Source organism: Bacillus sp. FSL L8-0654, assembly GCF_038629965.1.
GTDB lineage: Bacteria > Bacillota > Bacilli > Bacillales > Bacillaceae > Bacillus > Bacillus safensis.
This window is the reverse complement of sequence record NZ_CP152026.1, coordinates 893,072-919,258: the sequence shown is the minus strand read 5'-3', so window position 1 is coordinate 919,258 and position 26,187 is coordinate 893,072. Positions and strand designations below refer to the sequence as shown.

The window sequence follows — 26,187 nt, the reverse complement described above, 5'->3', positions numbered from 1 at the left end:
CCCCGGCATTTGCAGCCTTCACTTATCATTACGCTCATTATACCATGAGCCCCCTCGTCGCTCTTTCTCCAAAAGAATGATTTCTTCTCATCCTTTTGGCTGAGAAAAGGCCATCATGCATTCATACACGATGGCCTTGTCTTTCGTTATTTCGCTGTTTCTTCCACAATATCATAAACGACTTTCATCACTTCTTCTGACAGGTGCTTCAGCTTTTCCTCACTATCTGTTAAAGACGTGCCTTTGACTGCAATATAAAATTTCACTTTAGGCTCAGTTCCTGAAGGTCTCAGGCAGAACCACGAACCATCCTCAAGGAAATATTTCAGCACATTTGATGCTGGCAGGTGAATGGTTTCCTCTTTCTTTTCAGCCACAAGTTGTCTTTGACTTGATTGATAATCCTCAATCACTGTGATGCGCTGCCCTGCGATGGCAGCTGGCGGATTTGTTCTAAAGGTATGAAGGATCGCTGAAATCTGCTCTGCTCCTTCTTTTCCTTTTAAGGTTAACGACTTTAATCCTTCCCGGTAAAATCCAAACTGCTTGAAAATATCAACAAGCGCATCGTACAAGGACTTGCCCTGCTTTTTATAGAAAGCAGCAACTTCAACGGCTAAAAGTGCCGCTTGCACCGCATCTTTATCTCGGGCAAAGTCACCGATCAAATAGCCATAGCTCTCTTCATAACCGAATTGAAACGTGTATTCTCCGCTCTTTTCAAACTGCTTAATTTTTTCTCCAATAAATTTAAAGCCTGTGAGTGTGTCTATCGTGTCGGCACCAAAAGCTGATGCTACAGCGCGCCCAAGCTCACTTGTGACAATGGTTTTCATCACAACGGGACGAGGCGGCAATTGACCCAGCTTTTGTTTTTCAGACAATAAATAATGAAGCAGCAGGGCGCCTGTCTGGTTGCCTGTTAAGACGGTAAATTCTCCTTCGTGATCTCTGACCGCAATGCCTAACCTGTCAGCGTCTGGGTCTGTGGCAATGAGGATATCTGCATTTTGTTTTTCACCAAGCTTAATGGCGTACTCAAATGCTGCATGCTCCTCTGGATTCGGCGAGGTCACTGTTGAGAATTGTGGATCTGGTTTTTCCTGCTCAGGCACAACAGTGACATGCTGATATCCAAGAGCCTGCAGCCCGTTTCTGACAGGGTGATTGGCTGTCCCATGAAGCGGAGTAAACACGACTTTGACATCGACCTCATGTGCCAGCTCAGGGTGCACACTAATGGTTTTTAATTTTTCAATATAAGCATGGTCGATTTCTTCTCCGATTATTTTGATCAGCCCTTGCTGTTTCAACGTTTCTTCAGAATCAACTGAAATCGACAGTTCATTTTCAATTGCATCTACTTCTTGAATGACTTGATCTGCTTCAAATGGAGGCAGCTGCCCGCCATCTTCACCATACACTTTATAGCCATTATATTCTGGTGGATTATGACTTGCTGTCACGACGATTCCAGCAAATGCATGCAGCTCACGAACCGCAAAGGAGAGCTCTGGTGTCGGACGCAATTCATTAAATACGTACGTTTGAATGCCCTGTGAAGCAAGTGTTCTGGCTGCTTCCATTGCAAATTCAGGCGATTTATGGCGTGAATCATATGCAATGGCGACGCCTCTTCTTTTTGCATCCTCTCCATGTTTCGCAATATACGCAGCAAGACCTGCTGATGCTTTACGAACAGTGTACACATTCATTCGGTTCGTGCCTGCACCAATCTCACCGCGCATTCCTCCAGTGCCGAACTCAAGGTTTTTGTAGAAACAGTCTTCAATGGCCTGGTGGTCATCTTGATGCGTCTCCAGCCATTCCTTTAGTTCAGTATCCAGGTGCTTCTCATTGATCCATCGCTCATAATTCGTCTTCCAACTCATGGTCGTCCTCCCCAGCTCTTATCATCAATAAAATAACATCTACTGTTATTTTATATGGAATCATCCTTTATGTCATGCTATATCATTAGCAGTTGGAAAAAATGCTGCACAAATAAAAAAAGCCGATACATGATCGGCTTTCAGTTTGTTCACAAAGGGTTAAAATGATCTTGCTTTAGCCCTTTGTCTTCTTTTTATTCAGCATCAAGCGGTACGACTGCTTCATGGAATAGTTGATCTAATTCTGTTTGATATTTCTGTTTTGCTGCTTCATCCCAGCCAAAACGTTCTGCCATATAATCGATGACTGGCTGTGCATATTTTTTTGCCCAATTGATATTAAATAATAGGCTTCCTGTTCTTCTTAAGAAGAAGTCAACAGGAGTAACGGCTAATTCTTCTTCAATCGCATAGACAAGCTCTGCCAGTACATACGCTGGAATATTTCGTTTGTCTGCTTCCCCTTGAAGCTGCTCGACACGTTTGAAGAGACTGCTGACATTTGAACCATATTTTTCAGCTAGTTTTTGTGCAATCGGTTCTGTTAAACCAACAGATGCTCCTTCTGCTGTTTTCGCTTGAACAAAGGCTGCCATGTTTTTAGATCCGCCTACATGGCCGCCTGAGATTGGCATATGTTTTGTTTTACATGGTCCATAATCTTTGCCCGTTTCCTGTTTCAGTCCATCACGTACTAGATCGACAATATGCTCAGCCATTTTACGGTAGCCTGTTAATTTACCGCCAGCAATGGTGATTAAGCCTGAAGATGATGTCCACACTTCATCTTTACGAGAAATTTCTGAAGGATCCTTGCCCTCTTCATGAATGAGCGGACGAAGACCGGCCCAATTGGATTCTACATCTTTTTCTGTAATATTGAGATCAGGGAACATGTACTGAATCGCTTGGATGACATAGTCACGATCGGCCTTTGTCATACGCGGGTGCTCCAGCTGTTTCTTGTACACTGTATCTGTTGTTCCAACGTACGTTTTGCCTTCTCTTGGAATGGCAAAGACCATACGTTTATCAGGTGTGTCAAAGTAAATCGCTTGTTTTAATGGAAAGACCGATTGGTCAAATACTAAGTGAATTCCTTTTGTATGCTGTAAATGTTTTCCTTCTTTTGAGTGGTCCTTGTCTCTCAGCTGATCTACCCATGGACCTGTCGCATTGACGATCTTCTTCGCATACACATCGTAGGTTTTCTGTGTCATGACATCTTCAATGACAACACCAACCACTTTGCCTTTATCATAAATAAATTCTTTTACTTTCGCATAGTTGACCGCCTCCGCTCCAAATTTCACAGCCTCTTTCATGACTTCGATTGTGAGGCGTGCATCATCTGTACGGTATTCAACATAGTAGCCGCCGCCTTTTAAGCCGTCCTTTTTGACAAGCGGTTCTTTTTCAAGTGTTTCTTTTGCACTTAGCATGCTTCTGCGTTCGCTATGCTTTACGCCAGCTAAAAAGTCATACACTCTAAGCCCAATAGAGGTTGAAAACTTACCAAATGTCCCGCCTTTATGCATCGGAAGAAGCATCCATTCTGGCGTTGTGACATGAGGACCATTTTCGTATACAATGGCACGCTCTTTACCGACCTCTGCGACCATTTTCACTTCAAATTGTTTTAAATAACGAAGTCCGCCGTGCACTAGTTTCGTTGAGCGGCTAGACGTACCTGCAGCGAAATCCTGCATTTCTGCAAGACCGACACGCATTCCGCGTGAAGCCGCGTCAAGTGCTGTACCAGCGCCTGTTATACCCCCACCAATGATAAACACATCATATGGTTTTTTTGTCATTTCCTGCAGCATTTGTTCTCTTTCTAAGCTAGAAAAAGTCATCTCTTGTTCCTCCCATGTTGTACGGTAAAGAAAAAGAGACCGCAAACACCCAAAGCGTATTTCTACACTTCGGTGCCTGCGGTCTCTCCAGTTCTCCAACCGTTCTATTAACTTACTTTGAAGTATACCATACTTTTGGTTTATTTGAAAGCTTGAGCTGCTTTTACAGCCTTTTTCCACCCGCTGTATAACGAGTCGCGGCTGTCCTCTTCCATTTTAGGGTCAAAGCGCTTGTCAAGGTTCCATTGTTTTGCAATGTCTGAACGGTCGTTCCAGAAGCCAACTGCTATTCCCGCAAGATAGGCCGCACCGAGTGCCGTCGTTTCATTAATTTCTGGACGCTCTACTGGTACATCCAGCAAATCACTTTGGAAGCCCATTAAGAAATCATTCTTTACAGCTCCGCCATCCACACGCAACGTTTTTAATGAGATGTTTGAATCCTTTTCCATCGCATCTAAAACATCCTTCGTTTGATAAGCAAGTGATTCTAACGTTGCACGGACAAAGTGCTCTTTAGAAGTACCGCGTGTTAATCCGAATACAGCGCCTCTGACATCACTGTCCCAGTATGGTGTGCCTAGACCAACGAATGCTGGAACGACATATACGCCCTCTGTTGACTCAACGCGCTTTGCATAGGCTTCGCTGTCTTTTGAGTCTTTAAACATTCTCAGTCCGTCGCGCAGCCACTGAATCGCTGAACCAGCTACGAAAATACTTCCCTCTAAAGCATATTCAACTTTACCGTCAATGCCCCATGCAATTGTCGTTAATAAACCATGATCCGACTTAATTGCTTTTTCCCCTGTATTCATCAACATGAAACATCCTGTACCATACGTGTTCTTCGCCATTCCTTCTTCAAAGCAAGCCTGACCGAATAGTGCAGACTGCTGGTCTCCCGCCGCTCCTGCAATCGGGATATTTCTGCCGAAGAAGTGATAGTCTGTTGTTTCACCATAGATGTGTGAGGATGGTTTCACCTCTGGAAGCATAGAAGCAGGTACGCCAAGAATATCAAGTAATTCTTCATCCCATTTCAGATCGTAAATGTTGAACATTAATGTTCTTGACGCGTTGGAGTAATCTGTGACGTGTGATTGACCGCCTGTCATCTTCCAAATGAGCCATGTATCAATTGTGCCAAACAGCAAGTCGCCATTTTCTGCTTTCTCACGAGCACCTTCTACATTATCTAAAATCCATTTTACTTTTGTCCCTGAGAAATAAGCATCAATGAGAAGACCCGTTTTATTTCTAAACGTTTCATTGTGTCCTTGCGCTTTTAACTCTTCACAAATGCCAGACGTTTGTCTAGACTGCCAAACAATTGCATTATAAACGGGTGCGCCTGTATGTTTATCCCAAACAACTGCTGTCTCACGCTGGTTCGTAATTCCGATACCGGCGATTTGATCTGCTTCAATGCCTGATTCAATTAAAGCAGTTGAAATGACGGATAGAACAGAGCTCCAAATTTCATTTGCATTATGTTCTACCCAGCCTGGGTTCGGAAAATATTGATTAAATTCCTTCTGTGCTGTATGAGCAATTTTGCCTTCTTGATCAAATAAGATCGCTCTTGAGCTTGTTGTCCCTTGATCTAAAGCGAGAATATATTTTTCTTTTGCCATGATGTTTTCCTCCCCTTACATACTTTCATTTACAGCATTTGTTTGATTTTTCGTAGAGACATAGAGTCCTAACAATACCACAACTAAAATAACGCTTACAATCCAAAAGGCTGGAGTGATGTTCGCTTTAAAGGCTGCATTGTAGAAAACACCGCCAAATGCGCCGCCTAAAATTGGACCAACGACTGGCACCCAAGCATACTTCCAATTCGATGGGCCTTTACCTGGAATCGGCAGAATCGCATGTGCAATTCTCGGACCTAAATCACGTGCAGGATTGATTGCATAACCAGTTGTTCCGCCTAAAGAAAGACCAATTGCCACAATTAAGAATCCAACAATCAGCGGATTGATTCCGTCTGCGAATTTATTTGCACCAATCGCTAAGATTCCTAGAACCAATACAAATGTACCGATGACTTCACTAAGTACGTTTGCAAAAGTATGCGGAATCGCAGGACCAGTTGAGAATACACCCAGCTTTGCACCTGGATCGTCTGTTGCTTTCCAGTGCGGTAAGTAATGTAAAAAGACAATAATAGCTCCTATTAATGCGCCAAGCATTTGACCGGCAATATACATTGGTACGTCAGCCCAAGGAAAACTTCCTTCAAGCGCAAGCCCAATTGTTAGTGCTGGATTCAAATGCGCTCCGCTGATTCCACCTGTTGCATAAGCTGCTATGGCTACTGCAAATCCCCATCCGAAAGCGATTACAATCCAGCCGGACTGATATGCGAGCGATTTCTTTAAATTGACTGCCGCACATACACCGCCTCCAAAAATAATGAGAAGCATTGTACCTACGACTTCACCCCAAAATGGTGTCATGAAAATTCCTCCTCTGGTTCAGTTGCCATCCCCTATGAATGTGTAAAAATAGATAAAGAAAAAAGATCCACAACAAACATACTTTACATCAGGGTCATTTGTCACCTAGTAAAGCGCTGTTGTGGATCTCCGTTTCTCCATCACATGATATTAACTTAGTGCTATAGTATCAGAGGATGAAAACGTTGTCAATCAATTTTCACATTTTATCTTTTTCACTTTTGGAACGCTTTCCAAAGGGCTGTATTCGATGTTGTCACAGCTGTAGCTCCTGCTTCAAGTGCTCTTTCTACATCTTCTTTTGTGCGGATAAACCCGCCTGCAAATATTGGAATACCAGCTCGCTCGCGCACTTCTGTAATTAAATCCGGCACAACCCCTGGCAATACTTCAATAAAATCTGGGCGATGTTTCCCTACGAACTCCATGCTTTTTTCCATGGCACTTGTATCAAGTAAAAACATTCGCTGAATGGCATATACCTTCTTTTGCTTAGCTTTTACTATGACAGAAGACCTAGTAGAAATAATTCCTGCCGGCTTCATTTCCTGACAAATAAATTCCGTTCCATACTCATCATGTTTGATCCCATGAATGAGATCGACATGGACAAACATTTTTTTATGATGGGCATTTGCCTCATTCATGATGCCCTTTAGCCGGCCTAAATGGACATCAAGTAACACCCCGTATGTAAATGGACTTTTTAAAAATTCCTCAAATTGCTTCATATTGCGAACAGCAGGTAGAATGGGTTGATCATGAAAACTCATATGCCGTCTCCTTCTAAAGTGTATTGGTTCAGTCTTCTCCTAACAGTAATAGAATCTCTTCTATTTTTCAATACACCTAGTGTATCCAATGCTGATTTCACCTAGCAGCATCTTACTGGATCTATGTATGTGCTTTTTCCACAGAAAAAAGCAGAGAAATCTCTCTGCTATAACTGTGCCATGCTTTCTTTTAGCGTGTTGATAATAAACGAAGCGTCTTCGGCTGTTATATTTAGCGGAGGTGCAAGCTGGGCAACGTTATTATAGCCGGCAACCGTATCACCATTTTTCCCGATGATCAGTCCGCGTTTTTTACATTCAGCAATCAATTGACCGACAACCTGTGGATCAGCTGGTTTTTTGGACTGTTGATCCTGGACAAGCTCAATTCCAAACAGCAGGCCTTTCCCTCTGACATCACCGACAAATGGATGCTCTTTTAACTCTTGCAAACGTTCGAGCATGTCTTGCCCAAGCGTGTCAGACCGTTCTACTAATTTCTCGTTTTCCATGATCTCTAGGTTGGCAAGTGCAACCGCACAAGAAGCAGGGTGACCGCCAAATGTATTTACATGGCGCAGCCTGTCATACGTATCTTCCCCTGCGTACGCTTCATAAATTTCTCGTTTCACGCACGTTGCAGAAAGAGGTAAGTAGCCGCTTGTGATCCCTTTTGCCATTGTGATAATGTCCGGCTTTACTTCCTCATGCATAAAACCAAACCGCTTCCCTGTCCGGCCAAATCCGCAGATGACTTCATCCACAATGAGAAGCGCTCCATGAGCCTCACAGATGTCTTTGACCTTCTTCAAATACCCTTTCGGAGGCATTAAGATACCGCCGCCTGTAATAATCGGCTCCATAATGACCCCAGCAATGGTCTCACTTAGTTCCCACGTCATGGCTTGATCGATTGCCGCTGCACTTGCCAATGTATCTTGATCCTCAGGATGACGATACATATCAGGCGGTGCGACATGGATAAAGCCTTGACCTAATGGTTCATATTTATATTTACGCTGCGCCTGCCCCGTTGCGGCAAGGGCTGCTGCTGTATTGCCGTGATACGACCGATACCTGGAGATGAACTTTGTTCTTGTGCTCTCTTCTTTTTGCGCATGATATTGTTTGGCGATCTTAAATGCGGCTTCATTGGCTTCAGAACCGCTGTTAGAAAAGAAGATGACATAGTCCCCGCCAAGCCATTCATTTAGCTTTTCAGCCAGCTGAATCGCTGGCACATGGCTTTGCGTCAGCGGATAGTAAGGCATTGTATTTAGCTGCTTATATGAAGCTTCTGCCAGCTCTTTTCTGCCATAACCGGCATTTACACACCAAAGACCTGACATCCCGTCTAAATATCGATTCCCATGAATATCAGTCACCCATGCGCCTTCTGCCTCGTGAATGACCATGCTTTCATTTTCCTTGTTTGTCCCTTTCATATGGTGCCAGATCAACTGATCATCTTTCGCCTGAAGATTTTGAGCCTGCTCATGTATTTTCATCTTCCCGCCCCCATGTATCCGTTTTCATCATTAAAGAAGCTTAGACCGGTTCAGCAGCACACTGCCTCTCCATTCATTATATGGATGAAAAGGGAGGCATATGAAACTGAAACTAGGCCGCCCGTAAGAGAGAACCAATCGTTACTTTCATTATAAAAAAGGGGACGGGCTGATTACATTAGACAGATCGTCAACTGATTGAAAAGAACCATAAGACACTCTACTCGGTTGCCTTAGCAAATCTACCATACGTTGTTAACGACGATTTCCTTGCAGGAATTCATATGCAAGAATCGCAAATTCAAGCGCCTGTCGTTTCGGTGCCTGCATCATATCCTCACCAAGCAATGCATGCAGTTTATCGAGTCTATGATAAAGGGTCTGCCTGACAATATAGAGCCGGCTTGCAGTTTCCTTTTTAGAACCGTTTGTCTGTAAAAAGATATTCAGCGTTTGATAGAGTCTTCCGCTATTTTGCTTATCATATAAAATCACAGGCTCCAAATACTCTTTCACCATACATTCAAGCAGTCCGCTTTCCTGCATGACAGGCATGAGACGGAGCATATGCAAATCTTGATAAAATGGGCTTTCCACCCGCTGGGGCATCACTTTCTTTATATGCAGCACTTCTTTGGCTGCCTGAAAGCTTTTTCTCATATGCTGAAACTGTTCACAATATGGACCGATGCCAAAATTGATCACAGTTCCGCGTGGCTGCTCCCGATCATACAATTGTTTGATGTCAGCTGCCGCCTTCTCTGCACGCTCTTTCCAGTCCTCCTTCTTTCTCGTGTTCAATAAAATAAACAAGGTTTGTCCTTGATGCTCATACGGAATCAAGTGGAAACCTGCTCGCTGAAAGATGGAGCGGCACGATACGAGAAAATAAAGATTTCCTGCAATTTCTTCGATTTGATGATGCTTTTGAAAGAGCATGACCACACAGCCGGTTGGTTTTTTCAATCCTTCTGTTTCTTCAAGATGCTCTAAAATATCTCTTTCTGAATGCTCTTCTTGGAACCATTTTTGCAGCCATTCGTTCTCTTTTGTCTTCTTCAGCTCTTCTGTATAAAGCTCTCTTAGCGTTTGCTGGGCAAGAGCATTTGCTCCTTTATCCATAACGAGCAGTTCGAATTCTGAGAGTGTGTTTGTTTGATGAATGAGCACAAGGTCTGCAAATGTCTGCTTGAGTGCAAGCACTTCTTTTTTGGTCACTTCATATCCTTTTGGCAAGGAAGCAAACTGTAAATAATTCATGACCAGCTCTTCGGTTTGTTTAGAGGAATCACATAAAATAATCGGCTCCCCCTGAACAGGAATGAGTAAAAGAATGCCCCTTACGTGCTGATACACTTGATCCAAAATATCCATCTGCGGATGGGGAGTCAATAAAAGCTCATTCAGCTTTGATGACAGTGCTTCTAAATCAGCCATCATTTGATACTGGCGTTCAATCATCCTCGTATGGAGATGCTGTGTAATGTTGACGAATTTCACTTCTTTTGTAAACAGAATCAGCGGAAAATCTCTTTCTTCTGCATACGCAATCAGTTCTTCCGGCACATCGAATCTGAGCGGAACAAATTCAATACACAAGCCTGCCGCACCAGAATCGATCAGCTGTTTTAAAAATGCTTGAAACACATCCAATTGATCATGAAAGCCTGCGGCTGTTGTTAGTATGAGCTCTCCCCCATTTAACAAATCTTCTACAGCAGGCACTTCTAGCACATGGACCCATTTGACCTGCCGAAACAATCCCTTTTCTCCTGCTAACACTTTTGCATGGGCAAAATACTTTGTTTTCAACACATCACTCACTTGAAAATGAACATCTGCATTCATTGATATGTCCCCCTTTGTTTTGCCGCCTATCCCCTATCCCAGAGGGTGCATAGATAAAATCCATAATAAAACTGGTAATGTCACAATGCTTAAAACGGTACTGAGAAATGTCGTGCTTGAGACAAACTCAGGCTTCGTTCGAAATTGTACAGCCATCAGCGTGGTATTTGCTGCTGTCGGCATGGCTGCAACTAAGATCATAATTTGTTTCACCAAATCATCTACCGGTAAAATGAGCGTAAAACCAAATGCGATGAGAGGTGAGATAAACAGCTTCAGCAATACAGCATAAGAAATATTTCGATAATCCACTTGCTTAAAAGAAATGACGGCGAGCTGCATGCCTAAAATAAGCATAATCGTCGGTATGGCGGCATCCCCCACAAGCTGGACACCCGTCATCACCTCTTTAGGTAATGAAAGATCAAGCAGCTGAAATAATAGACCGAGGAGTGCCCCATATGCAACCGGCATACGCAGCACTTTTTTCAGCACAACCTTTCCATCTCCTGCATCCTCTCCGCCCTTTGCTGCATAATACATACCGATTGTACTCATGACAAGCTGCTGCAGTACCATTAAAACGATGGCAATATCTAAACCAGCAGCTCCGAAGACAAGCAGGACAACGGGTGTGCCGTAATTCCCATTGTTCATAAATGCTGACGACAGAATCATGGCACAATACATTTCATTCGAATAACCATAAATACGAGATAAAATAAAAACGCATAAAACAAGTGAAAGACAAAGTCCGACGACAAAAATAGATAGGTACACATAGTCCATCGATACTTTGTTTTGATAAAAGGTTTCAAACGCAAGAAATGGTGACATTAAATATAAAGACATTGATGAGAGCGTATGTATGTCAAAACCAATGGCCTTCTGCCCAATATATCCGATAAAAAAGATACCGAACACTGGCAGTAAGACAAGTAAAAACTCCATGCTGCACCTACTTTTCTCTAGATGAATTCCTATTCTTCCTCATTATCATACCACTGTTAAACAATAAAAAAGAAGCACCCTTATGAAAGGCCGCTTCTCTCTTCATCCATATAGAATACTTCCCACAAATGACCATCAAGATCTTGAAAGCTCCAGCCATACATGAACCCATGATCCTGCTTTTCCTTAAACGGTGAACCGCCTGCTGCCATCGCCTGCTCGACAAGCTCATCGACCTCTTTTCGTGAATCAACCCGCATAGAGACAATGACCTCTGATCCCTGCCTTGCATCCACCAATTGTTTCTCTGAGATGGTTTGAAAATGCTTATGGGATAACAGCATGACCGTAATAGTGTCACCAATGACCAAACAAGCTGCCTGATCATTGGTAAGCTGCTCTTGAAACTCAAAACCCAGCTGCTCAAAAAAAGCCTTTGATTCCTTGACATGCTTTACCGGCAAATTGATATACAAATGTTTAGCTTGTCGTCCCATGTTCCTCTCCTTTTTGAACACATGATCTCCTTTCAGTATATTCAGATTTTGCTCCGGCATCCCTTTGTCAATTGAAAAAATCTGATGTCATCAAAAAGAAGCGCCTCAACAATAGGCGCTTCCTTCCATTATTTCTTATATTCAATATGGTACACGTCTCTTCTTCGGTCTTTGAGCTGACGTACCGTTCCATCTTGCCGCTGTCTTCTTAAAATTTCTAAATCGACATCGCCAACGACAACCATTTCTATATTCGGATTACACTCTCCTACAATTCCATCTCTTGCAAATTCAAAGTCAGATGGGGCAAAAATCGCTGATTGTGCATATTGGACATCCATATTTTCGGTTTGCGGAAGGTTTCCGACAGTTCCTGAAATCACGGTATAAATCTGATTTTCAACCGCTCTAGCCTGTGCACAGTAACGCACTCTTAAATAGCCTTGACGGTCTTCTGTACAGAACGGCGTAAAAATAATTTTCGCTCCTTTATCAGCTGCAATCCGAGCAAGCTCAGGAAATTCAATATCGTAGCAAATTTGGATCGCAATTTTACCGCAGTCTGTATCAAATACCCGAACCTGATCACCTGCTGAAATCCCCCACCATTTTCTTTCATTCGGTGTGATATGGAGCTTATATTGCTTTTCAATTGTTCCATCACGTCTAAATAAATAAGCGATATTGTAGATTTTCCCTTCCTCTTCAACGAAATGTGATCCGCCGATGATGTTAATGTTGTACTTCACAGAAAGGTCTGTAAACAAATTAATGTAATCCTCGGTATATTCCGTGATCCGCTGAACTGCAAGACTTGGGGAGCGCTCCTCTAAGTAAGACATGAGCTGCGTTGTAAAAATTTCTGGGAATACGGCAAAGTCAGCTGACGCATCTGATGCGACATCAACATAATACTCCACCTGATTCATAAATTCCTCGAAGGAATGAATTTGTTTCATCGCATATTGAATGACGCAAATGCGAACTGGGAACGCCGATTTATAAAATCTTTTCGATTGCGGACGATAATCAACATTATTCCATTCCATTAACGTCGCATATGTGCTCGATGCCTTATCATCCGGCAAGTAATTCGGATTGATCCGCATGAGGCTGAATTCATTTAACAGCTGAAAAGATAAAACAGGATCATAAATTTGGTGAAGCATGACCTGCTCCACATATTGACGAGGCGTCATTTCCTCTTGGTATTTATGATAATTCGGGATGCGTCCGCCAATGATGATGCTTTTTAAATTTAATCTTCTCGCTAAGTCTTTTCTTGCTTCATATAAACGATGGCCAATTTTCATGCGGCGGTATTCAGGACTAACCATCACTTCAATTCCATACATATTCATCCCATCTGGATTATGGTTAGTGATGTACCCATCATCTGTGATGTCCTGCCAAGTATGACGGTCATCGTATTCATCAAAGTTAATTAATAAACTTGAACAAGAGCCAATGATTTCTCCCTCAAATTCAGCACAAAACTGACCTTCTGGGAAATGCTCAAGATGGCTTTCAAGGTGCTCTCGTTTCCAAGGGTCCATGCCCGGAAAGCATACCTCCTGCAAGGCGATGATTCGGTCAATATCTTCTTCCCGGATATTACGGATCACCATTCTTTTTTCAAACCGCGTTAAATCGAGTTTTTCTGCCATGATGTTTTTGCCCCCTTACTGATCCTCTTTTTCAAGCTGATGGAATAGCTGGAGCAATTCGATTTCAGCCATGGATTCTAATCTGACATCATATTCTTCAAACTGCAGCGTGCTCGTCACTTTGTTTGGGACGATGACGCATTTCATGCCTGCCCGTTTGGCAGCAATTGATCCATTCACTGAATCCTCAAATGCCACACAATCCTTTGGCTCTACACCTAAGCAGCTTGCGGTTTGCAAATAAAGCTCTGGATGAGGTTTGACTTCTTCCACATCATCTGACGTACGGATACATTCAAAGTAATCGAAAAGACCAATTTGCTTCAGGTGATCAGACACCCATTTATAGTCTGAGCTGGAAGCAAGTCCAATCTTGATTCCAAGCTCCTTCGCTGCCTGTAAATAAGCTTCTACGCCAGGTCGTGCTGATTCATCCTTCATTCTCTTTTGAAAACGAGAACGCCGGTCCGCTGTGAGTGCCTCATGATCGAGCGTCTTTCCTAGCTGCTTTTCTAAGTATTCAAAAGGCTTAAAGCCCGCCTGAGTCCCGATGACGTTACCCCATACAGAAAGAGGCAGCTCCGACTCATGCTCTGCAAACATTTCTTGTAAAACTTCATATTCATGTGTTTCTGTATCTAAAATTAATCCGTCAAAATCAAATATAATCGCCTTTACCAACGAGGCCACTCCTTTTTTTTACGAAAGTCTTTAATATGATACTCAATGCTATCATATCGTGAATAAAATTGACTTTCAAAGATGAATGTCTGCTAAAATAATTATGTATAAAAGGAGCCTGTACCATTTTGTCAGGCTCCTACCCGTGTTCGGTTTATTCTGCAAGAGGTCCAAGCGCTCCGATTCGTGGAGAAATAGGCAATGTTGAAAAAGAGCGGGTTTGGTATTACAGATCTAAAGGTTTCTCCGTTCCCTTAAAAATAGTATGTGCGGCAGCCTTGTAAGTTAACAAGGAAGTTCACACCAACTTTTACGCATTTTGAAGGCGGCGGCTGGCAAAATCGTCTAAATCAAACGGAAAAGAAAAGCCGCATGCATTGACCTGCTCACGGTTTCGCTCGAATAGCTCACGATCACGCTTTGTCATATGGCGTTTAGGTTTTACAATAATGGTATGTAATAGCTGAAGTCCCGATAAAATACGAAAAGCATCGTCCATCGTTCCGTTATAAACCCCTTCAACAAAGGTCAGCGGGCGTTCTTGTTGACGCGCAGCTGGGTTTTCACCGACAGCATGGGATAGAAGATCTTCAACGTCCTTTGATATTTCTTCAATTGCCTGCTCTTGCAGGTCTGTAGCAGCTTTCATTATTCTCACTTGGCATCTACCTCTCTGTCGCTAGTTCTCCATTCAGAATAGCACAGAAAAAAAGGCGTTCGCCAAGGTAAGTGTTTCCTATATATACCCAAAGAGAGGAACGGATATTATGAATATTAACGGGCACACGCTCTCACTAAAAGCAGGTGAGCAGCATCATGACACTTCACTTAGTCAGTTTTTAAAAACAGCCGTATCGGCCTCAAAACCGATTATCCATTTTTGGATGGAGCATCAAAAAATACGTTTAAATCAAAAGCCTGCCCATCACGCGGCAAAAGTCAGTACAGGCGATCACATCCTGATCGATTTATTTGAAACGGAAGAAAGTGATGTGACGCCAGAATATGGTGAATTAGAGGTGCTCTTTGAGGACGAGCATTTATTGATTGTGCAAAAGCCCGCTGGACGGCCAACGCACCCGAATGAAAAGGGACAAACGGGCACACTGGCAAACCTTGTGGCCTTTCATTTTCAAGCAAATGGCGAGGAAAAGCGAGTGAGACATATTCACAGACTCGATCAAGACACAAGCGGCACGGTCATTTTTGCTAAACACAGATTAGCTCATGCTGTGCTTGATCAAATGCTTTCTAAAAAAACGATCAACCGAACTTACATCGCTATCGCAGAAGGACTTTTCAAGAAAAAGAAAGGCACTATCGATGCAGCGATCGGCCGTGACAAGCATCATGCCGTCAGACGAAGAATCTCTCCTACTGGTCAAAGTGCTGTGACTCATTTTCAGGTTATGGACACTAATAAACGTCTGCAAATGACAGCGGTTAAGCTGCAACTTGAGACCGGAAGAACACATCAAATTCGTGTCCATCTTAGCAGTCTTGGGCATCCTTTAGCCGGGGATTCACTTTATGGCGGTGCTCGCCATCATATCAACAGATGCGCTCTCCATGCCAAACAAGTAGACATGACACATCCTTTTACAGGTGAGCAACTGAGCATAGAAGCGCCGCTTCCACCAGATATGGCTCAGCTCATGGACGAGATCATTCATTAAAAAAAGAGCCTGCTGATTAAATGCAGGCTCTTTTTTCATTAGACAGATGCTCTTTTTGCATAAATAATATATCGCTCTGGTGCATTGCCGACGAAATGAAATGGATAGCATGTCGTTAACACGAGCTCTTCCTTTTCATTCTGCAAAGTAATAATGGATGTATCATGCTGATCCACGATTTTCGTATGTGTGATTTCATAAAGAAACTCACCATACGGCACAGTGATTTTCAGCTGATCCCCAATATCCAGCTCACCTGTTCGGCGAAATACCGTGTCGCGATGGCCAGATAGGACGATTTGTCCCTTTTGATCAGGGTAATAACTGCCTTTGTAATGCCCGACTCCTTTGGCAAGATCATCCGCATCTGTCCCTTCGACAATGGGAAGGTCTGCTTTTAATTTCGGAATCGTCAGGATGCCAGAGGCTTTCCCCACTTCAGGAGAAAACTGCTTCTTTGACATCCTTTGATCGTCCGCTACCGCTTTCTTCGCGGCTTCTAATGATTGTGCTGTTTGAAGGTGTGTAGAGGCGATTTGCCAAATTCCCCAGCCGAGCAAGACAATTCCTGCTGTCATCACAGTAAGTGCAAGCCACTTTTTCATGCTTAAACTCCTTTACCTGTTACATTTCTCTTATATGAAACGCTCTTTAGCTTGCTGCTTTTTCTTCTTGTTTTGCTTTTTGAATGCGTCCCTCTTTTTGATACACAATGGAAGCTCCTTCAAAGCTCTTCACAAAAGCGACAGTGGCTTCTAAATCCTCTGGACCTGTTTCAGGATTTTTCCCCAGCCTTCCTATCGGTGCATACTTACTGCCAGTTGCAGTTGCCATAAAGTTATTCACCGTGAGTGTATACGTTTGATCGAGCTCAACGTCTGATCCATCTGGCAGCTTTAAGTCGACTACTTTATATGTTACCGGATCATAGGAATATGAAAAACCCGAAATGCTATAATCTGGTCCAAATTGAGGAGAAATTTGCGCTTCAATGATCTCAGCCAAGTCTTTCCCCTTAATCTCAAGTTTAACTAAGACGTTGCCAAAAGGCTGAATATTAAACAGATCTCCCCACGTAATCGGCCCTTTTTCAAGGTTTTGCCTGATGCCGCCGCCATTCATCATGGCAAAATCACTTTTCATAGAATACCTCATACCATCAGCAATCAAATTTCCGAGCGGCGTATCTCCATCATTTGAATAGCCGCCTTCCATTTTGACACCAGCTTCTCCAACTACCTCACTAATAATCGGCTCAACTTCTTTTCCGTAATGAGCCAAGATGCCGGCTGCTTCCTTGTCCTTTTCAATACCAGACTGGTCTACATACTGGATATTTGCACTCTTTTTGACAATATCCTTCGTTTTGCGGTCAAGTGTTACATTGACTTCGCCAACGGCCTTCCCATATTCAAAGGCTTGGACAATTAATTTCCCATTGACCTCTCCGTTTACCACTTCGTGATTATGCCCCGCAAAGATGACATCAATTTCATCATCGCCTTCTTTGGCAAGCTTCGCACTTTCTCCAGTGATGGTATCTCCATTTTGAGAGGCTGTCATATGAGCTAAGACCGCAATGGCTTTGATCCCTTTTTGTTTTAATTCCTTCGCGGCTTCATTAACGGCTTTGACTTCATCTGTAAACTGAATGTCTTTAATCCCTTCTGGCATCACCATTCCTGCGGCTGACTTTGTCACAACACCGATAAATGCTACAGGAATTCCCTCGACATCCATGATTTCATAAGCAGGTAAAAGTGGTTTACCTGTATCCTTGTATTCACAGTTTGCACAAACGAGCGGAAAATTCTGTCCGTCATATCCCTTTGTGCCTTTAGGATGATCTCCGCCATTTATGATCCGTAATAGCTCGTCCACCCCTTCATCAAATTCATGGTTGCCGACCGTGCCAACATCAAAGCCAATGTTCTCCATGAGTTCAACAGTTGGTTCATCCTGCAGAAGAGACGATATTGGAGAGCTGCCGCCAATCATATCTCCGGCGTGAACTGTGATCGTATTTTTGTTTGCTGCTTGTTTTTGTTTCATATAAGCCGCCACATAATCCATCCGTCCGTACGTTCCTTTATTGCCATCACCTTTTAGATCCAGCTCGTATTGTTGATCAATTTTTCCGTGTAAATCATTCATGCTTAAAATGGTTAACGGGACTTCCCCAGCTTCCTCTGCCGGCTGATAGCCAGCCTGTTCTGCTTCTTCTTTTGAAGCAAAAAAGATGCGTTTATCTACAGCGATTTCTTTCCAGCTGTCAGGCGATACGTACGTTTTCGCTGATGAATCACCGACGTAGCGTGTCAGTCCTTTTTTCTGTTCACGTGCCCTAAATTCAAACGGCTGTTCCAGCAGCGGGTCCGCTTCGTTCCATATGCCCAGCCCTTTTTCTTTCGCCTCTTTGACCGCTTTTTGGAACATCTGATAGTCCTTTTCATCTCCAATCGGCCAGATGAAATACGTAGGAGCATATCCTTTTTTCACAAGCTCTAAATTCGTATTGACCCCTTTTTTGGTTTTCACTTGAGCTAAAAGACGTCCATAGTCGTCCTTCGCTTCAGGACCAATCTTTAATGTGACTTTATCTCCGCTTGAGAGCAGAGTATTTAAATAGTCCGCCGCCTTCTGTCCAAAACGCAGCTGGTTTTGATCTAATTCATTTTTTGGCTTATGGTACGTTTCCGGCGTGTCCATATTCACAAAGCGCACCTTTGTTGTACCAAGCACAGGCTTCTTTAAATGAATCGTATCACCATCCACTACCCGGTCAACCGTTGCCTCGTATTCTTTCTTGATTTTTGGCGGCTTTGGCTGGCGTTTCAGCAGACTGACATCACCCTTGTGTCTTGGAAGCACCTGCAGCGTATCATATCTGCTTAAAACTCCTGTAAACTCATACCATTTCCCTGTCTTTACTTCATCAATGGCACTTGTATCCACCATCACTCTAAGGATGGTGCTGTGATATTTTTTATCAATAATCACGACATTATATCCACCGCCAGCCGGCTGCTCTGGCTTTGATTCAACATAGCCTTTGATCTTCACAAGTTTTCCTTCATGTTTATGTGCCTGATCCGTTTCTAGTTGTTTCAGTGAGACTCGCTTTGGCTTTGGCAAGGTTTGATTGACAGCATCTACCTTCAGGGCATCTCGATCCGGCACAATTTCAATCAGTCCTTTATAAGACGTGATCTTCCCCGTTACTGTAACCTTCATGCCTGTTTTCAGTTCTGGGAAGTTGTTGGGCTGTACTGAATAAATATTGATTCCTGCTGATTTGTCTTGAATGTACGTTGACAGTTTCCCATTGCCTATAGCCGATTGGTCTGCTGTCACAATTCCACTCACCGTCACCGTTTCTCCGATCAGCAGACGGGCTTTCTTGATTTTCATTGGCTTCTTTTGGTTCCAAACCGTTTCCTTCTTTTCAGACGCAATGGCTTGTTCTGCTGTAATCATGCCAGGCAGTAAGGATTGCAGACTAAAGATCAGTAAAACCAGACAGCAGATCATACGAATGGATCGAACACGTTTCATTAGACCCTCCCCTTCCGAGCTTTATCTCTCATAGTGTACTAAGTAAATATTGATGGTAGATGGATTTCTTGTAAATCTTATGTCTGTCAGCTCATTGGAAACGTAATAATCACTCGTGTCCCCTCAAAGCTTTTGCTTTCAAAACGAATGCTGCCGCCATGGCTTTCAATGATTTTAATCGTCATCATTAAACCAAGACCAGTCCCTTTTTCTTTCGTTGTATAAAAAGGTTCACCCAGTTTCCCTAGTTCTTCTTCTGGTATGCCCTTTCCTTGGTCTTCAAAAATCAGCATCATCTGATTATGTTCCAATACGGATGTGACTTGAATGACACCTGTCACACCATCCATCGCTTCAATACCGTTTTTAAGAATGTTTAAGAAAACTTGTTTCAGCTCATTTGGTATACCTTGAATGTTTGGCAGCGACGGAGACAAATTCTTCTGAATAGATACGCCTTTTAAAACCGCCTGTGATTCAACGACCATGATCACTTCTTCGAGCAGAAGATTGACATGTACCGGCTCAAATTTCACCGATTTGCTTCTAGAGAGCACAAGGAATTCATTAATAATGGCTTCAAGCCGATTAAATTCAGACATCATCACATCTGCATAATCCTTCTGATATTTCTTACTTTGAATCATCAGCTGTAAAAATCCCTTTAACGACGTCAGCGGGTTCCGTATCTCATGGGCGATGCCGGCTGCAAGCTGACCAACTGCGGACAGCATCTCGGACTTCATCAGCATCTTCTCTGACTGCTTTTGATTGGTAATGTCCTCAGAAATCCGCATCACGGTTGACTGCATTTTGTCAGGATCATCAATTCGGTGTAAAGAGACTCTCTCCCATCGTTCACGGCCTGATAAATCCTGAAAGTACAGCTCACCAGTCCAGCTGCCTTCTTTTAAACAAACGTCCCATTGCTTTTCTAAATCATCACATTGACACAGCGAATGATAGACAGAAAAAATATCTTTGCCGATCAGGTCATATTCATGCTGCTGTACAAACTGGCAAAAGCGCTGATTCACGCATTGAATGACCCCTTCCTCAGTTGCAACAACAATATGGATATGGCTGTTATCCAGTGCTGTTACCGCTAGATGGAGTGACTGTTTGATTTTTGTCATTTCCGTCATTTTAATCCACGTCATCACCGCTCCCTCATGATCTTGATCAAAGATAGGTGTGATGTGAACAGTAAATTGTTCTCCTTCATTCGTTTCAATTTCTCGTTCGATGACGCGCCTGTCCGAGATAACCGATTGTATGTCATGATAGAGCGTTTCCTGTGTAAGCTTTTTAGCCATCGCCTGAAAGGATTGCTGTTGCCTTATTTGTGCTGAAGTAAATAAAGAGGCGGCTGTAGGAGTGTAATAGCGAATATTCATGTCCCGGTCCACAAACAACGTCGCAAGCTGAGGCTTGACAGAAGGTCTATACAGTTCTTCCCTTGTTACCCTTAAGTTGTTTATGATATTAATAAAATGTTCATGTTTTTTCTCAAGCTCCGCTATTTGCGTGTTTTTCACTTTTAATTGAGCCCTTGCCTCCTGCTCTTTTTGTTTAATTTCATTGAGTTCAATTTCTAAATCGACAATACGCTGCTGATAAACTGAATTCTGATCTGGCATCCCTTTTTCCCTGCTGTTCTTTTGAATTTTCCCTCTCTCATTCATTCGAATGAGAATGACGTATACCTCTTTAAAACGGTGATCAAAACTCTTTACAATAAAATCCGCATACTGTTTTTTTCCTTTTTCCGAAATGAGGACATGCTGAAACACAACCTCTGTCTCGTCCGTCCATACCTTTTGAAAGGTTTGACTCAACATCTCTTTCAAATAATCAGGTGTGACATATTCACATGATTGATCTGACACTTCTGTACGGTCTAAAAAGGAATAGGCCCCATTTGACATCGCCAGAATTTTGTCACAATCATTGATCACCATGCATGCGTCATATTCTCCGCCCACTTCTTCCATATATTGTGCAGCTCGCTTTTTTAACTCGGCATCACGAGCGTCATATACCCAAGGGACACTAGATGCAGGAACATTTGAATAGGTGTAAATGTTCCACTTCTCATTGAACAATTGAAACAATCGAGGAATATTGGGAACAGTTTCATTTGGCCCTAAGATTAACACCCCTTGATCTTTTAAAGCATATTGGAATCGGGATAATACTCGTTTTTGTACTTCTGGCTCAAAGTACATCAGAACATTTCGGCAACTGATAAAATCGAGGTGGATAAAAGGTGAATCAATCAATAAATTGTGAGGAGCAAAAACAATATGTTTTCTAAGCGACTGCTTCACAATAAAAGCGTCACCTTTTTTTTCGAAATATCGCGCCCGCCATTTTTCCGGTATGCTTGCCATAGACTCTATCGAGTAAAGACCTTTACTAGCTATTTGAATGGCTTTTCGGTTGATATCTGTCGCAAAGACTTGAAGTTCAATGGACACATCTCTTCGCTTCATTTCTTCTAAAAATAAAATCGTAAAAGAATAAGCTTCTTCCCCTGTCGAACATCCCGCAATCCAAATTCGGCACCGAGATTTCCCGTTGTTCATCGAATGGTCAATGATTGACGGGATCACCTTCTGTTCACATACTCGAAAAGCCTCCATATCTCTAAAGAAAGCAGTCGTGCCGCTTAGGAGCTGGGCATGCAGGCGGTCAAGCTCATCTGGTTCTCTTTCTAATAAACGATCGTACTCTGTTAATAATGACATTGGTTCGTTTGCAGTGCGCATGCGTTTTTGAATAACAGAAAGCAGCCTTTTCTTTTCATAGGTTGAAAAGGCAATCCCTTTATACATTTCGAGACGTTCAATGATTCTTAGTAAAGCTGGATCCGTCTCATCCGCATGCGGGACATTGATGATATTGGCCATATAAGCTGCAAGGGTGGATGGATTTTTGAATGTGTGATGATACATGCTGTCAAAACCACTCTCTACCTCACTGCACGATAACGCTGTACCGCCTTGCTCTACCAACCGAAGCAATCCACTCCCCACACAATGACCTTTTTGAAAAAAGATCGCAAACGCCTCTTCCTTTTGAACACTGGCAAGTGACTTAAAAAGCGAGTCGACAGAGCATCCCTTGTTTGTTGGCAGCTGCTCAGATACATGAAGCCCATGATCTTCTGTTAACGTCACAGCCGCATGCTGCGGACAAAAATAGATGGTCTTCTTCATGACTTTCTCACCATGTTTAATCGTTTTTGCCCGGTAGCCAATCGGTAAAACAAGTGCTTCCAAATCTGTTATACAATCGCCTGTCACGTGATTTTGCACAACAATAAAAGAGGCATTTAATTCATGTGGCAACGATTGAAAAAAAGCCTCAAGATGATGCTGTTCAAACGGCGAAACACCGATGCCGATCACTGGTGCCTGCACATGTTCGTCTTCTATCAAACGATTAATGATTTTGTCCTGCATCTGGTACCCCCATGTTCATTCGTCTGATACTTTTTTTCGACAAAAAGAAAGAAAACCCTCTAATTGTAAATAATGTTTTTTGCATGAAAACGAGAAAATATCCTCACATTAAAACAGATTGTATAAACAGAAGGAGGAATATCAATGCAAAACGATCAGCAGCCAATGTTTCAAGGAAGCGCTCAGCAGCCTGAGCTCAACCATGGCGGGCATGAGTTATTCGATTTACATGAAATTTTAGCCGGCACGATTAATATTTTGGATCAATATATGATCCTGCGGCAATTTATTCAAGATCCTGCATTATGCGACATCCTGGATCGACAATATCAGTTCGTTTTATCACAGTACAATGTCACTGTAGATTGTTTTTCTACAGGCCAAAAGCCTAGTGAAGAAACCGCTACTTATATGATGAAAGAACACACACAAGTGACATACGGAATCAAACCTTCTCAGCCGAAGAAGCCGAATCAGTCATTACAGGATGTAAAAGACTTAGGCATCACAGGACATATGCTCAGCCTAGTCAAATCACACGCTGGGCTACTTTCCATGTCCGCATTAGAAGTAACAAATCCTGTTGTCAGACGTGTGCTTGCTGCGCAGATTCCGAACTTTATCGAAATGGCATATGAAATTTTCTTGTATCAAAACAAGCATGGCTACTATCAAGTTCCTCAGCTTTCCAAACAAGATATGACAGCCATGACGTCAGCTTTTGCACCGCTTCAGGGGCAGGTTCAAATGCCTCCTAGCAAGGCAGATCAACAAAAACCGCTTCATTAAAAAAACGGCTGACCCCTTCTCTGGTCAGCCGTTTTTTCTTTGATACATCACTTTAAACTGTTCTTCAAAATCTGTGAGCTTCTCCCCCGACGCCTGTTCAAAACCGCTAGCAAATTGGCCCGTTTTCGCAGTTTCCTCCATGATCTCATGTATGATGTCTCGTCCGTAAAGCTGCACCAGCTCATAGATCATATAATAGCTTTGTAAATAGACATCTGTCTCATACGTTACCCGGGAGTTCTGCCAGTCTTGATCAGAATGAAGAGATTGAAATGGAATTACATCGAAGCGTTCAGACGTAGCATTTAACACATCATAGGCCGTCCACTCTGCTGTTCCTTCGTGAAACCAAAGCGGAAAAATGCCTGGAGATACTTCATATGAATGGACCTTTTCATAGAAAACAAAATGAGCATACTCATGAATAAAAAGCGTATTGAAAAAGTATAAAGGCAGTGTCTCTTTCTTCAATAATGCTTCCCGTTTATCTGGATATAACCCAATCATTTGATCATGATCGGAGTAAAATCCCGTAATATGCTTAATACCAGCGATTTGTTCGATCGTCTCTTTATCATCAAAATAAATAACGTCTAAAGGTCTGTCAGCTTCAAATTGAAACACTGACGCTGTCCTCTTCTCTGCCTGCTTCATGGCCTCTATGGTCAGATCAACAAAAGCATCCTCTTCCTCTGCATAGTAGATTCGAATATGTTCATAGACTTGCTTATTGAGTCCCTCCGTGATAACCGTTTTAGGAGAAGACTGCTCCAAATATTGTCCTGTCAGCTGAAACGCAACATAAATCAAGTACGCGGTGAAAGCATAAAAAATCAGACCTGCTGCAATCATCCCGCTTACAAGTTTTTTATGAATCAATGATGGCCCTGCTTTCATTTGCTCCCCACCTGAATTCATCCTGCACCCTCTTTCTCTCTCTATGAAGAAACAAAGATCAACAAGAGGTGATATATTTTTTACTTTATGCAGTCAGGTGCGTGAGGTGCGGTTCCAAACAAAAAAGCCGCATATGACATACGGCTTTTGTCGTAGCTATTTTGATTCAGGGAAGACACGTCTAACCGTTTCAGTAAATTCATCGAAAAATCCTGATATCGGCTCTCCGCTTTTAATACGTTTTCCATAACCTTGCATACGATCGACAAAGTCTGGATTAGCAGATACATACACGTTGTCGATTTGTTGATCCGTTGATTTGACTTTGTCTGAAATTTTCTTTTTCAGATCGTCCGTCACATCACCGCTTTTATTGCCTTCAAGTACAACGGCAACAAATGCATTTTTTCCTGTGACAAGCACGTTTGCTGTCTTCACTTCAGACATATTGGCTACAAGCTCTGACGCCTTATCTGCCACTTTGACCTTCTGAGGTGTTTGAACATCTGGCTGATCCTGTCTCATGTTGTCATTTTTATATGTGACATTTTCATACTGCCTTTTCATTGTTCCTCTACGCTCATCGCCTTGGTTGTTCATTCCACACCCAGCGGTGATTAATGTTGGCACGAGCAGTAAAGATAGCATCCATTTCTTATTCATCAATTATTCCCTCCTTTTGCTCATAGGTTTTTCATCCAGCCGGCTTTTTATGCACATATCCTCTCTTTCCGCAAAATGAATTCATAATTCAGCTGTGATTGGTCATCCTAAACTTGATGAAAGATCATCACGATCAAATGGAGGGATTCGTTTGTTTAAAAAAAGAAAAGGTATGAGCACTGGCGCAATGATCGCAGTATCAACAGCTATCATTGCATTATTCTCCCCGGTTTTACGAAGAAGACTGAAAAGCATGACACAAATGAATATGTCTTCAATGATGAAAGGCGCAAACCATCAGCACCAAGATTCATCTCGTCATGAGTCCCGCTCACATAAGGAATCAAAAGGAACAGGTGAAGTTGGCCAAATGATCAAGCAGGCATTCACAGCTGTCCAGCCAAATCAAACGAACCAGCACCAATCACCATCAAGAACTCATCAGCCAAGAGAATCTTATGCGCAATCTCTTCACATTGATGAAAGTGTGATGAATGTGATGGATGATGAATCGATCCAGCAAGTCATCAATGACATCGAGCACAAATAATAAAACAGGAGCCTTCATAAAAAGAGGCTCCTGTTTATTCTCCTGAAAAATGTTCTTTGACCATAAGACAAAAGGAAGGTAGAAATGTGATTTCGATTGTTGTGATGAAGTCGTCATGATGCTCTAATATCAGCAACAGCTCCTTTTCTTCCTTCCGATCTTTTTTAATCTCTACATGCTGGACTGTTTTAAAATCATATATTCCAAAAACGGATTCGGTCTTTTTTCGAACGACCTTTAAGGTAAACTCCTGCATAGCAAGCGACATGTTCACAACAAATCGCTCCTCCTGATTCTCGAACCGAAACGTCAAATCTTGATATTCAACCGGCATTTCTTTTTCAAATCCGGCATCTGGCATTTTTTCAAAAAAAGAAAGCCAGTCCGTTTGATCTGGAAAGCGTTTTCCCCGCATTTTCTTCAATTCCTCATCATTAAAATTTTTATTA

At 42.6% G+C, this 26,187-nt stretch carries 21 protein-coding genes; 3 read left to right on the top strand and 18 right to left on the bottom strand.

The window, feature by feature from the left end; translation table 11 throughout:
• Positions 1-146 precede the first annotated feature (146 nt).
• The 12 genes from MHH65_RS04590 to MHH65_RS04535 form a co-directional block, all read right to left on the bottom strand.
• Positions 147-1,892: a phospho-sugar mutase gene (locus MHH65_RS04590; protein WP_098676766.1), complete on the bottom strand. Its 1,746-nt coding sequence runs from the start codon at positions 1,890-1,892 to the stop codon at positions 147-149.
• Positions 1,893-2,086: 194 nt separating this feature from the next.
• Positions 2,087-3,748, bottom strand: coding sequence for a glycerol-3-phosphate dehydrogenase (gene glpD / locus MHH65_RS04585; RefSeq protein ID WP_034282271.1), 1,662 nt, complete (start codon positions 3,746-3,748; stop codon positions 2,087-2,089).
• Positions 3,749-3,888: 140 nt separating this feature from the next.
• Complete coding sequence (gene glpK / locus MHH65_RS04580; protein ID WP_034282273.1) at positions 3,889-5,385, bottom strand: glycerol kinase GlpK; 1,497 nt, start codon at positions 5,383-5,385, stop codon at positions 3,889-3,891.
• Between the two features lie 15 nt (positions 5,386-5,400).
• Complete coding sequence (locus tag MHH65_RS04575; RefSeq protein WP_024425303.1) at positions 5,401-6,216, bottom strand: MIP/aquaporin family protein; 816 nt, start codon at positions 6,214-6,216, stop codon at positions 5,401-5,403.
• Positions 6,217-6,431: 215 nt separating this feature from the next.
• Positions 6,432-6,989, bottom strand: coding sequence for a glycerol-3-phosphate responsive antiterminator (locus tag MHH65_RS04570; protein WP_024425304.1), 558 nt, complete (start codon positions 6,987-6,989; stop codon positions 6,432-6,434).
• A gap of 167 nt (positions 6,990-7,156) precedes the next feature.
• Complete coding sequence (locus MHH65_RS04565) at positions 7,157-8,497, bottom strand: aspartate aminotransferase family protein (protein WP_034282275.1); 1,341 nt, start codon at positions 8,495-8,497, stop codon at positions 7,157-7,159.
• A gap of 255 nt (positions 8,498-8,752) precedes the next feature.
• Positions 8,753-10,345 carry a PucR family transcriptional regulator ligand-binding domain-containing protein gene (locus MHH65_RS04560; protein WP_098676765.1) on the bottom strand — a complete coding sequence of 531 codons (1,593 nt, stop codon included), beginning with the start codon at positions 10,343-10,345 and terminating at the stop codon, positions 8,753-8,755.
• Positions 10,346-10,378: 33 nt separating this feature from the next.
• A complete protein-coding gene (locus MHH65_RS04555) occupies positions 10,379-11,296 on the bottom strand; it encodes an AEC family transporter (RefSeq protein ID WP_098676764.1) in 918 nt (305 codons plus the stop codon).
• A gap of 80 nt (positions 11,297-11,376) precedes the next feature.
• A complete protein-coding gene (locus MHH65_RS04550; RefSeq protein ID WP_041116939.1) occupies positions 11,377-11,793 on the bottom strand; it encodes a VOC family protein in 417 nt (138 codons plus the stop codon).
• 128 nt (positions 11,794-11,921) lie between these two features.
• Entirely contained in the window at positions 11,922-13,460 is a 1,539-nt protein-coding gene (locus MHH65_RS04545) for a bifunctional GNAT family N-acetyltransferase/carbon-nitrogen hydrolase family protein (RefSeq protein ID WP_034282283.1), read from the bottom strand.
• Positions 13,461-13,475: 15 nt separating this feature from the next.
• Complete coding sequence (locus MHH65_RS04540) at positions 13,476-14,141, bottom strand: HAD family hydrolase (RefSeq protein ID WP_034282284.1); 666 nt, start codon at positions 14,139-14,141, stop codon at positions 13,476-13,478.
• Positions 14,142-14,451: 310 nt separating this feature from the next.
• The gene (locus MHH65_RS04535) at positions 14,452-14,799 is read right to left on the bottom strand and encodes a DUF5365 family protein (protein ID WP_041116937.1); all 348 of its coding nucleotides are present in this window, start codon (positions 14,797-14,799) and stop codon (positions 14,452-14,454) included.
• Between the two features lie 109 nt (positions 14,800-14,908).
• Between MHH65_RS04535 and MHH65_RS04530 the strand changes: the two genes are divergently transcribed.
• A complete protein-coding gene (locus tag MHH65_RS04530) occupies positions 14,909-15,817 on the top strand; it encodes an RluA family pseudouridine synthase (protein WP_098676763.1) in 909 nt (302 codons plus the stop codon).
• Positions 15,818-15,855: 38 nt separating this feature from the next.
• Here the strand turns inward: MHH65_RS04530 and MHH65_RS04525 are convergent, their stop codons facing one another.
• The 3 genes from MHH65_RS04525 to MHH65_RS04515 all read right to left on the bottom strand — a co-directional run bounded on the left by MHH65_RS04525 (position 15,856) and on the right by MHH65_RS04515 (position 22,839).
• Positions 15,856-16,422, bottom strand: a complete 567-nt coding sequence (locus MHH65_RS04525; RefSeq protein ID WP_034282287.1) for a class D sortase — start codon at positions 16,420-16,422, stop codon at positions 15,856-15,858.
• Positions 16,423-16,468: 46 nt separating this feature from the next.
• Positions 16,469-19,372 (bottom strand): 5'-nucleotidase C-terminal domain-containing protein, encoded by a 2,904-nt coding sequence (locus MHH65_RS04520; RefSeq protein ID WP_098676762.1) that lies wholly within the window; start codon positions 19,370-19,372, stop codon positions 16,469-16,471.
• Positions 19,373-19,458: 86 nt separating this feature from the next.
• A complete protein-coding gene (locus tag MHH65_RS04515) occupies positions 19,459-22,839 on the bottom strand; it encodes a CheR family methyltransferase (protein WP_098676761.1) in 3,381 nt (1,126 codons plus the stop codon).
• Positions 22,840-22,983: 144 nt separating this feature from the next.
• On the opposite strand from MHH65_RS04515, the gene MHH65_RS04510 reads away from it, so the two are divergent.
• A complete protein-coding gene (locus tag MHH65_RS04510; RefSeq protein ID WP_034282292.1) occupies positions 22,984-23,628 on the top strand; it encodes a spore coat protein in 645 nt (214 codons plus the stop codon).
• A gap of 24 nt (positions 23,629-23,652) precedes the next feature.
• Here MHH65_RS04510 and MHH65_RS04505 read toward each other — a convergent pair whose 3' ends face one another.
• Both MHH65_RS04505 and MHH65_RS04500 read right to left on the bottom strand, forming a co-directional pair.
• Positions 23,653-24,525: a hypothetical protein gene (locus MHH65_RS04505; RefSeq protein ID WP_326355808.1), complete on the bottom strand. Its 873-nt coding sequence runs from the start codon at positions 24,523-24,525 to the stop codon at positions 23,653-23,655.
• A 156-nt stretch (positions 24,526-24,681) separates the two neighbouring features.
• Positions 24,682-25,188, bottom strand: coding sequence for a YhcN/YlaJ family sporulation lipoprotein (locus MHH65_RS04500; RefSeq protein ID WP_034282294.1), 507 nt, complete (start codon positions 25,186-25,188; stop codon positions 24,682-24,684).
• A 151-nt stretch (positions 25,189-25,339) separates the two neighbouring features.
• On the opposite strand from MHH65_RS04500, the gene MHH65_RS04495 reads away from it, so the two are divergent.
• Positions 25,340-25,738, top strand: a complete 399-nt coding sequence (locus MHH65_RS04495) for a hypothetical protein (protein ID WP_024426613.1) — start codon at positions 25,340-25,342, stop codon at positions 25,736-25,738.
• 34 nt (positions 25,739-25,772) lie between these two features.
• Here MHH65_RS04495 and MHH65_RS04490 read toward each other — a convergent pair whose 3' ends face one another.
• Entirely contained in the window at positions 25,773-26,153 is a 381-nt protein-coding gene (locus MHH65_RS04490; RefSeq protein WP_046310343.1) for a hypothetical protein, read from the bottom strand.
• Positions 26,154-26,187 lie beyond the last annotated feature (34 nt).

Coding starts and splice junctions, on each gene's coding strand:
- MHH65_RS04590 (WP_098676766.1), bottom strand. CDS start 1,892: ATGAGTTGGAAGACGAATTATGAGCGATGGATCAATGAGAAGCACCTG.
- glpD (WP_034282271.1), bottom strand. CDS start 3,748: ATGACTTTTTCTAGCTTAGAAAGAGAACAAATGCTGCAGGAAATGACA.
- glpK (WP_034282273.1), bottom strand. CDS start 5,385: ATGGCAAAAGAAAAATATATTCTCGCTTTAGATCAAGGGACAACAAGC.
- MHH65_RS04575 (WP_024425303.1), bottom strand. CDS start 6,216: ATGACACCATTTTGGGGTGAAGTCGTAGGTACAATGCTTCTCATTATT.
- MHH65_RS04570 (WP_024425304.1), bottom strand. CDS start 6,989: ATGAGTTTTCATGATCAACCCATTCTACCTGCTGTTCGCAATATGAAG.
- MHH65_RS04565 (WP_034282275.1), bottom strand. CDS start 8,497: ATGAAAATACATGAGCAGGCTCAAAATCTTCAGGCGAAAGATGATCAG.
- MHH65_RS04560 (WP_098676765.1), bottom strand. CDS start 10,345: ATGAATGCAGATGTTCATTTTCAAGTGAGTGATGTGTTGAAAACAAAG.
- MHH65_RS04555 (WP_098676764.1), bottom strand. CDS start 11,296: ATGGAGTTTTTACTTGTCTTACTGCCAGTGTTCGGTATCTTTTTTATC.
- MHH65_RS04550 (WP_041116939.1), bottom strand. CDS start 11,793: ATGGGACGACAAGCTAAACATTTGTATATCAATTTGCCGGTAAAGCAT.
- MHH65_RS04545 (WP_034282283.1), bottom strand. CDS start 13,460: ATGGCAGAAAAACTCGATTTAACGCGGTTTGAAAAAAGAATGGTGATC.
- MHH65_RS04530 (WP_098676763.1), top strand. CDS start 14,909: ATGAATATTAACGGGCACACGCTCTCACTAAAAGCAGGTGAGCAGCAT.
- MHH65_RS04525 (WP_034282287.1), bottom strand. CDS start 16,422: ATGAAAAAGTGGCTTGCACTTACTGTGATGACAGCAGGAATTGTCTTG.
- MHH65_RS04520 (WP_098676762.1), bottom strand. CDS start 19,372: ATGAAACGTGTTCGATCCATTCGTATGATCTGCTGTCTGGTTTTACTG.
- MHH65_RS04515 (WP_098676761.1), bottom strand. CDS start 22,839: ATGCAGGACAAAATCATTAATCGTTTGATAGAAGACGAACATGTGCAG.
- MHH65_RS04510 (WP_034282292.1), top strand. CDS start 22,984: ATGCAAAACGATCAGCAGCCAATGTTTCAAGGAAGCGCTCAGCAGCCT.
- MHH65_RS04505 (WP_326355808.1), bottom strand. CDS start 24,525: ATGAAAGCAGGGCCATCATTGATTCATAAAAAACTTGTAAGCGGGATG.
- MHH65_RS04500 (WP_034282294.1), bottom strand. CDS start 25,188: ATGAATAAGAAATGGATGCTATCTTTACTGCTCGTGCCAACATTAATC.
- MHH65_RS04490 (WP_046310343.1), bottom strand. CDS start 26,153: ATGCGGGGAAAACGCTTTCCAGATCAAACGGACTGGCTTTCTTTTTTT.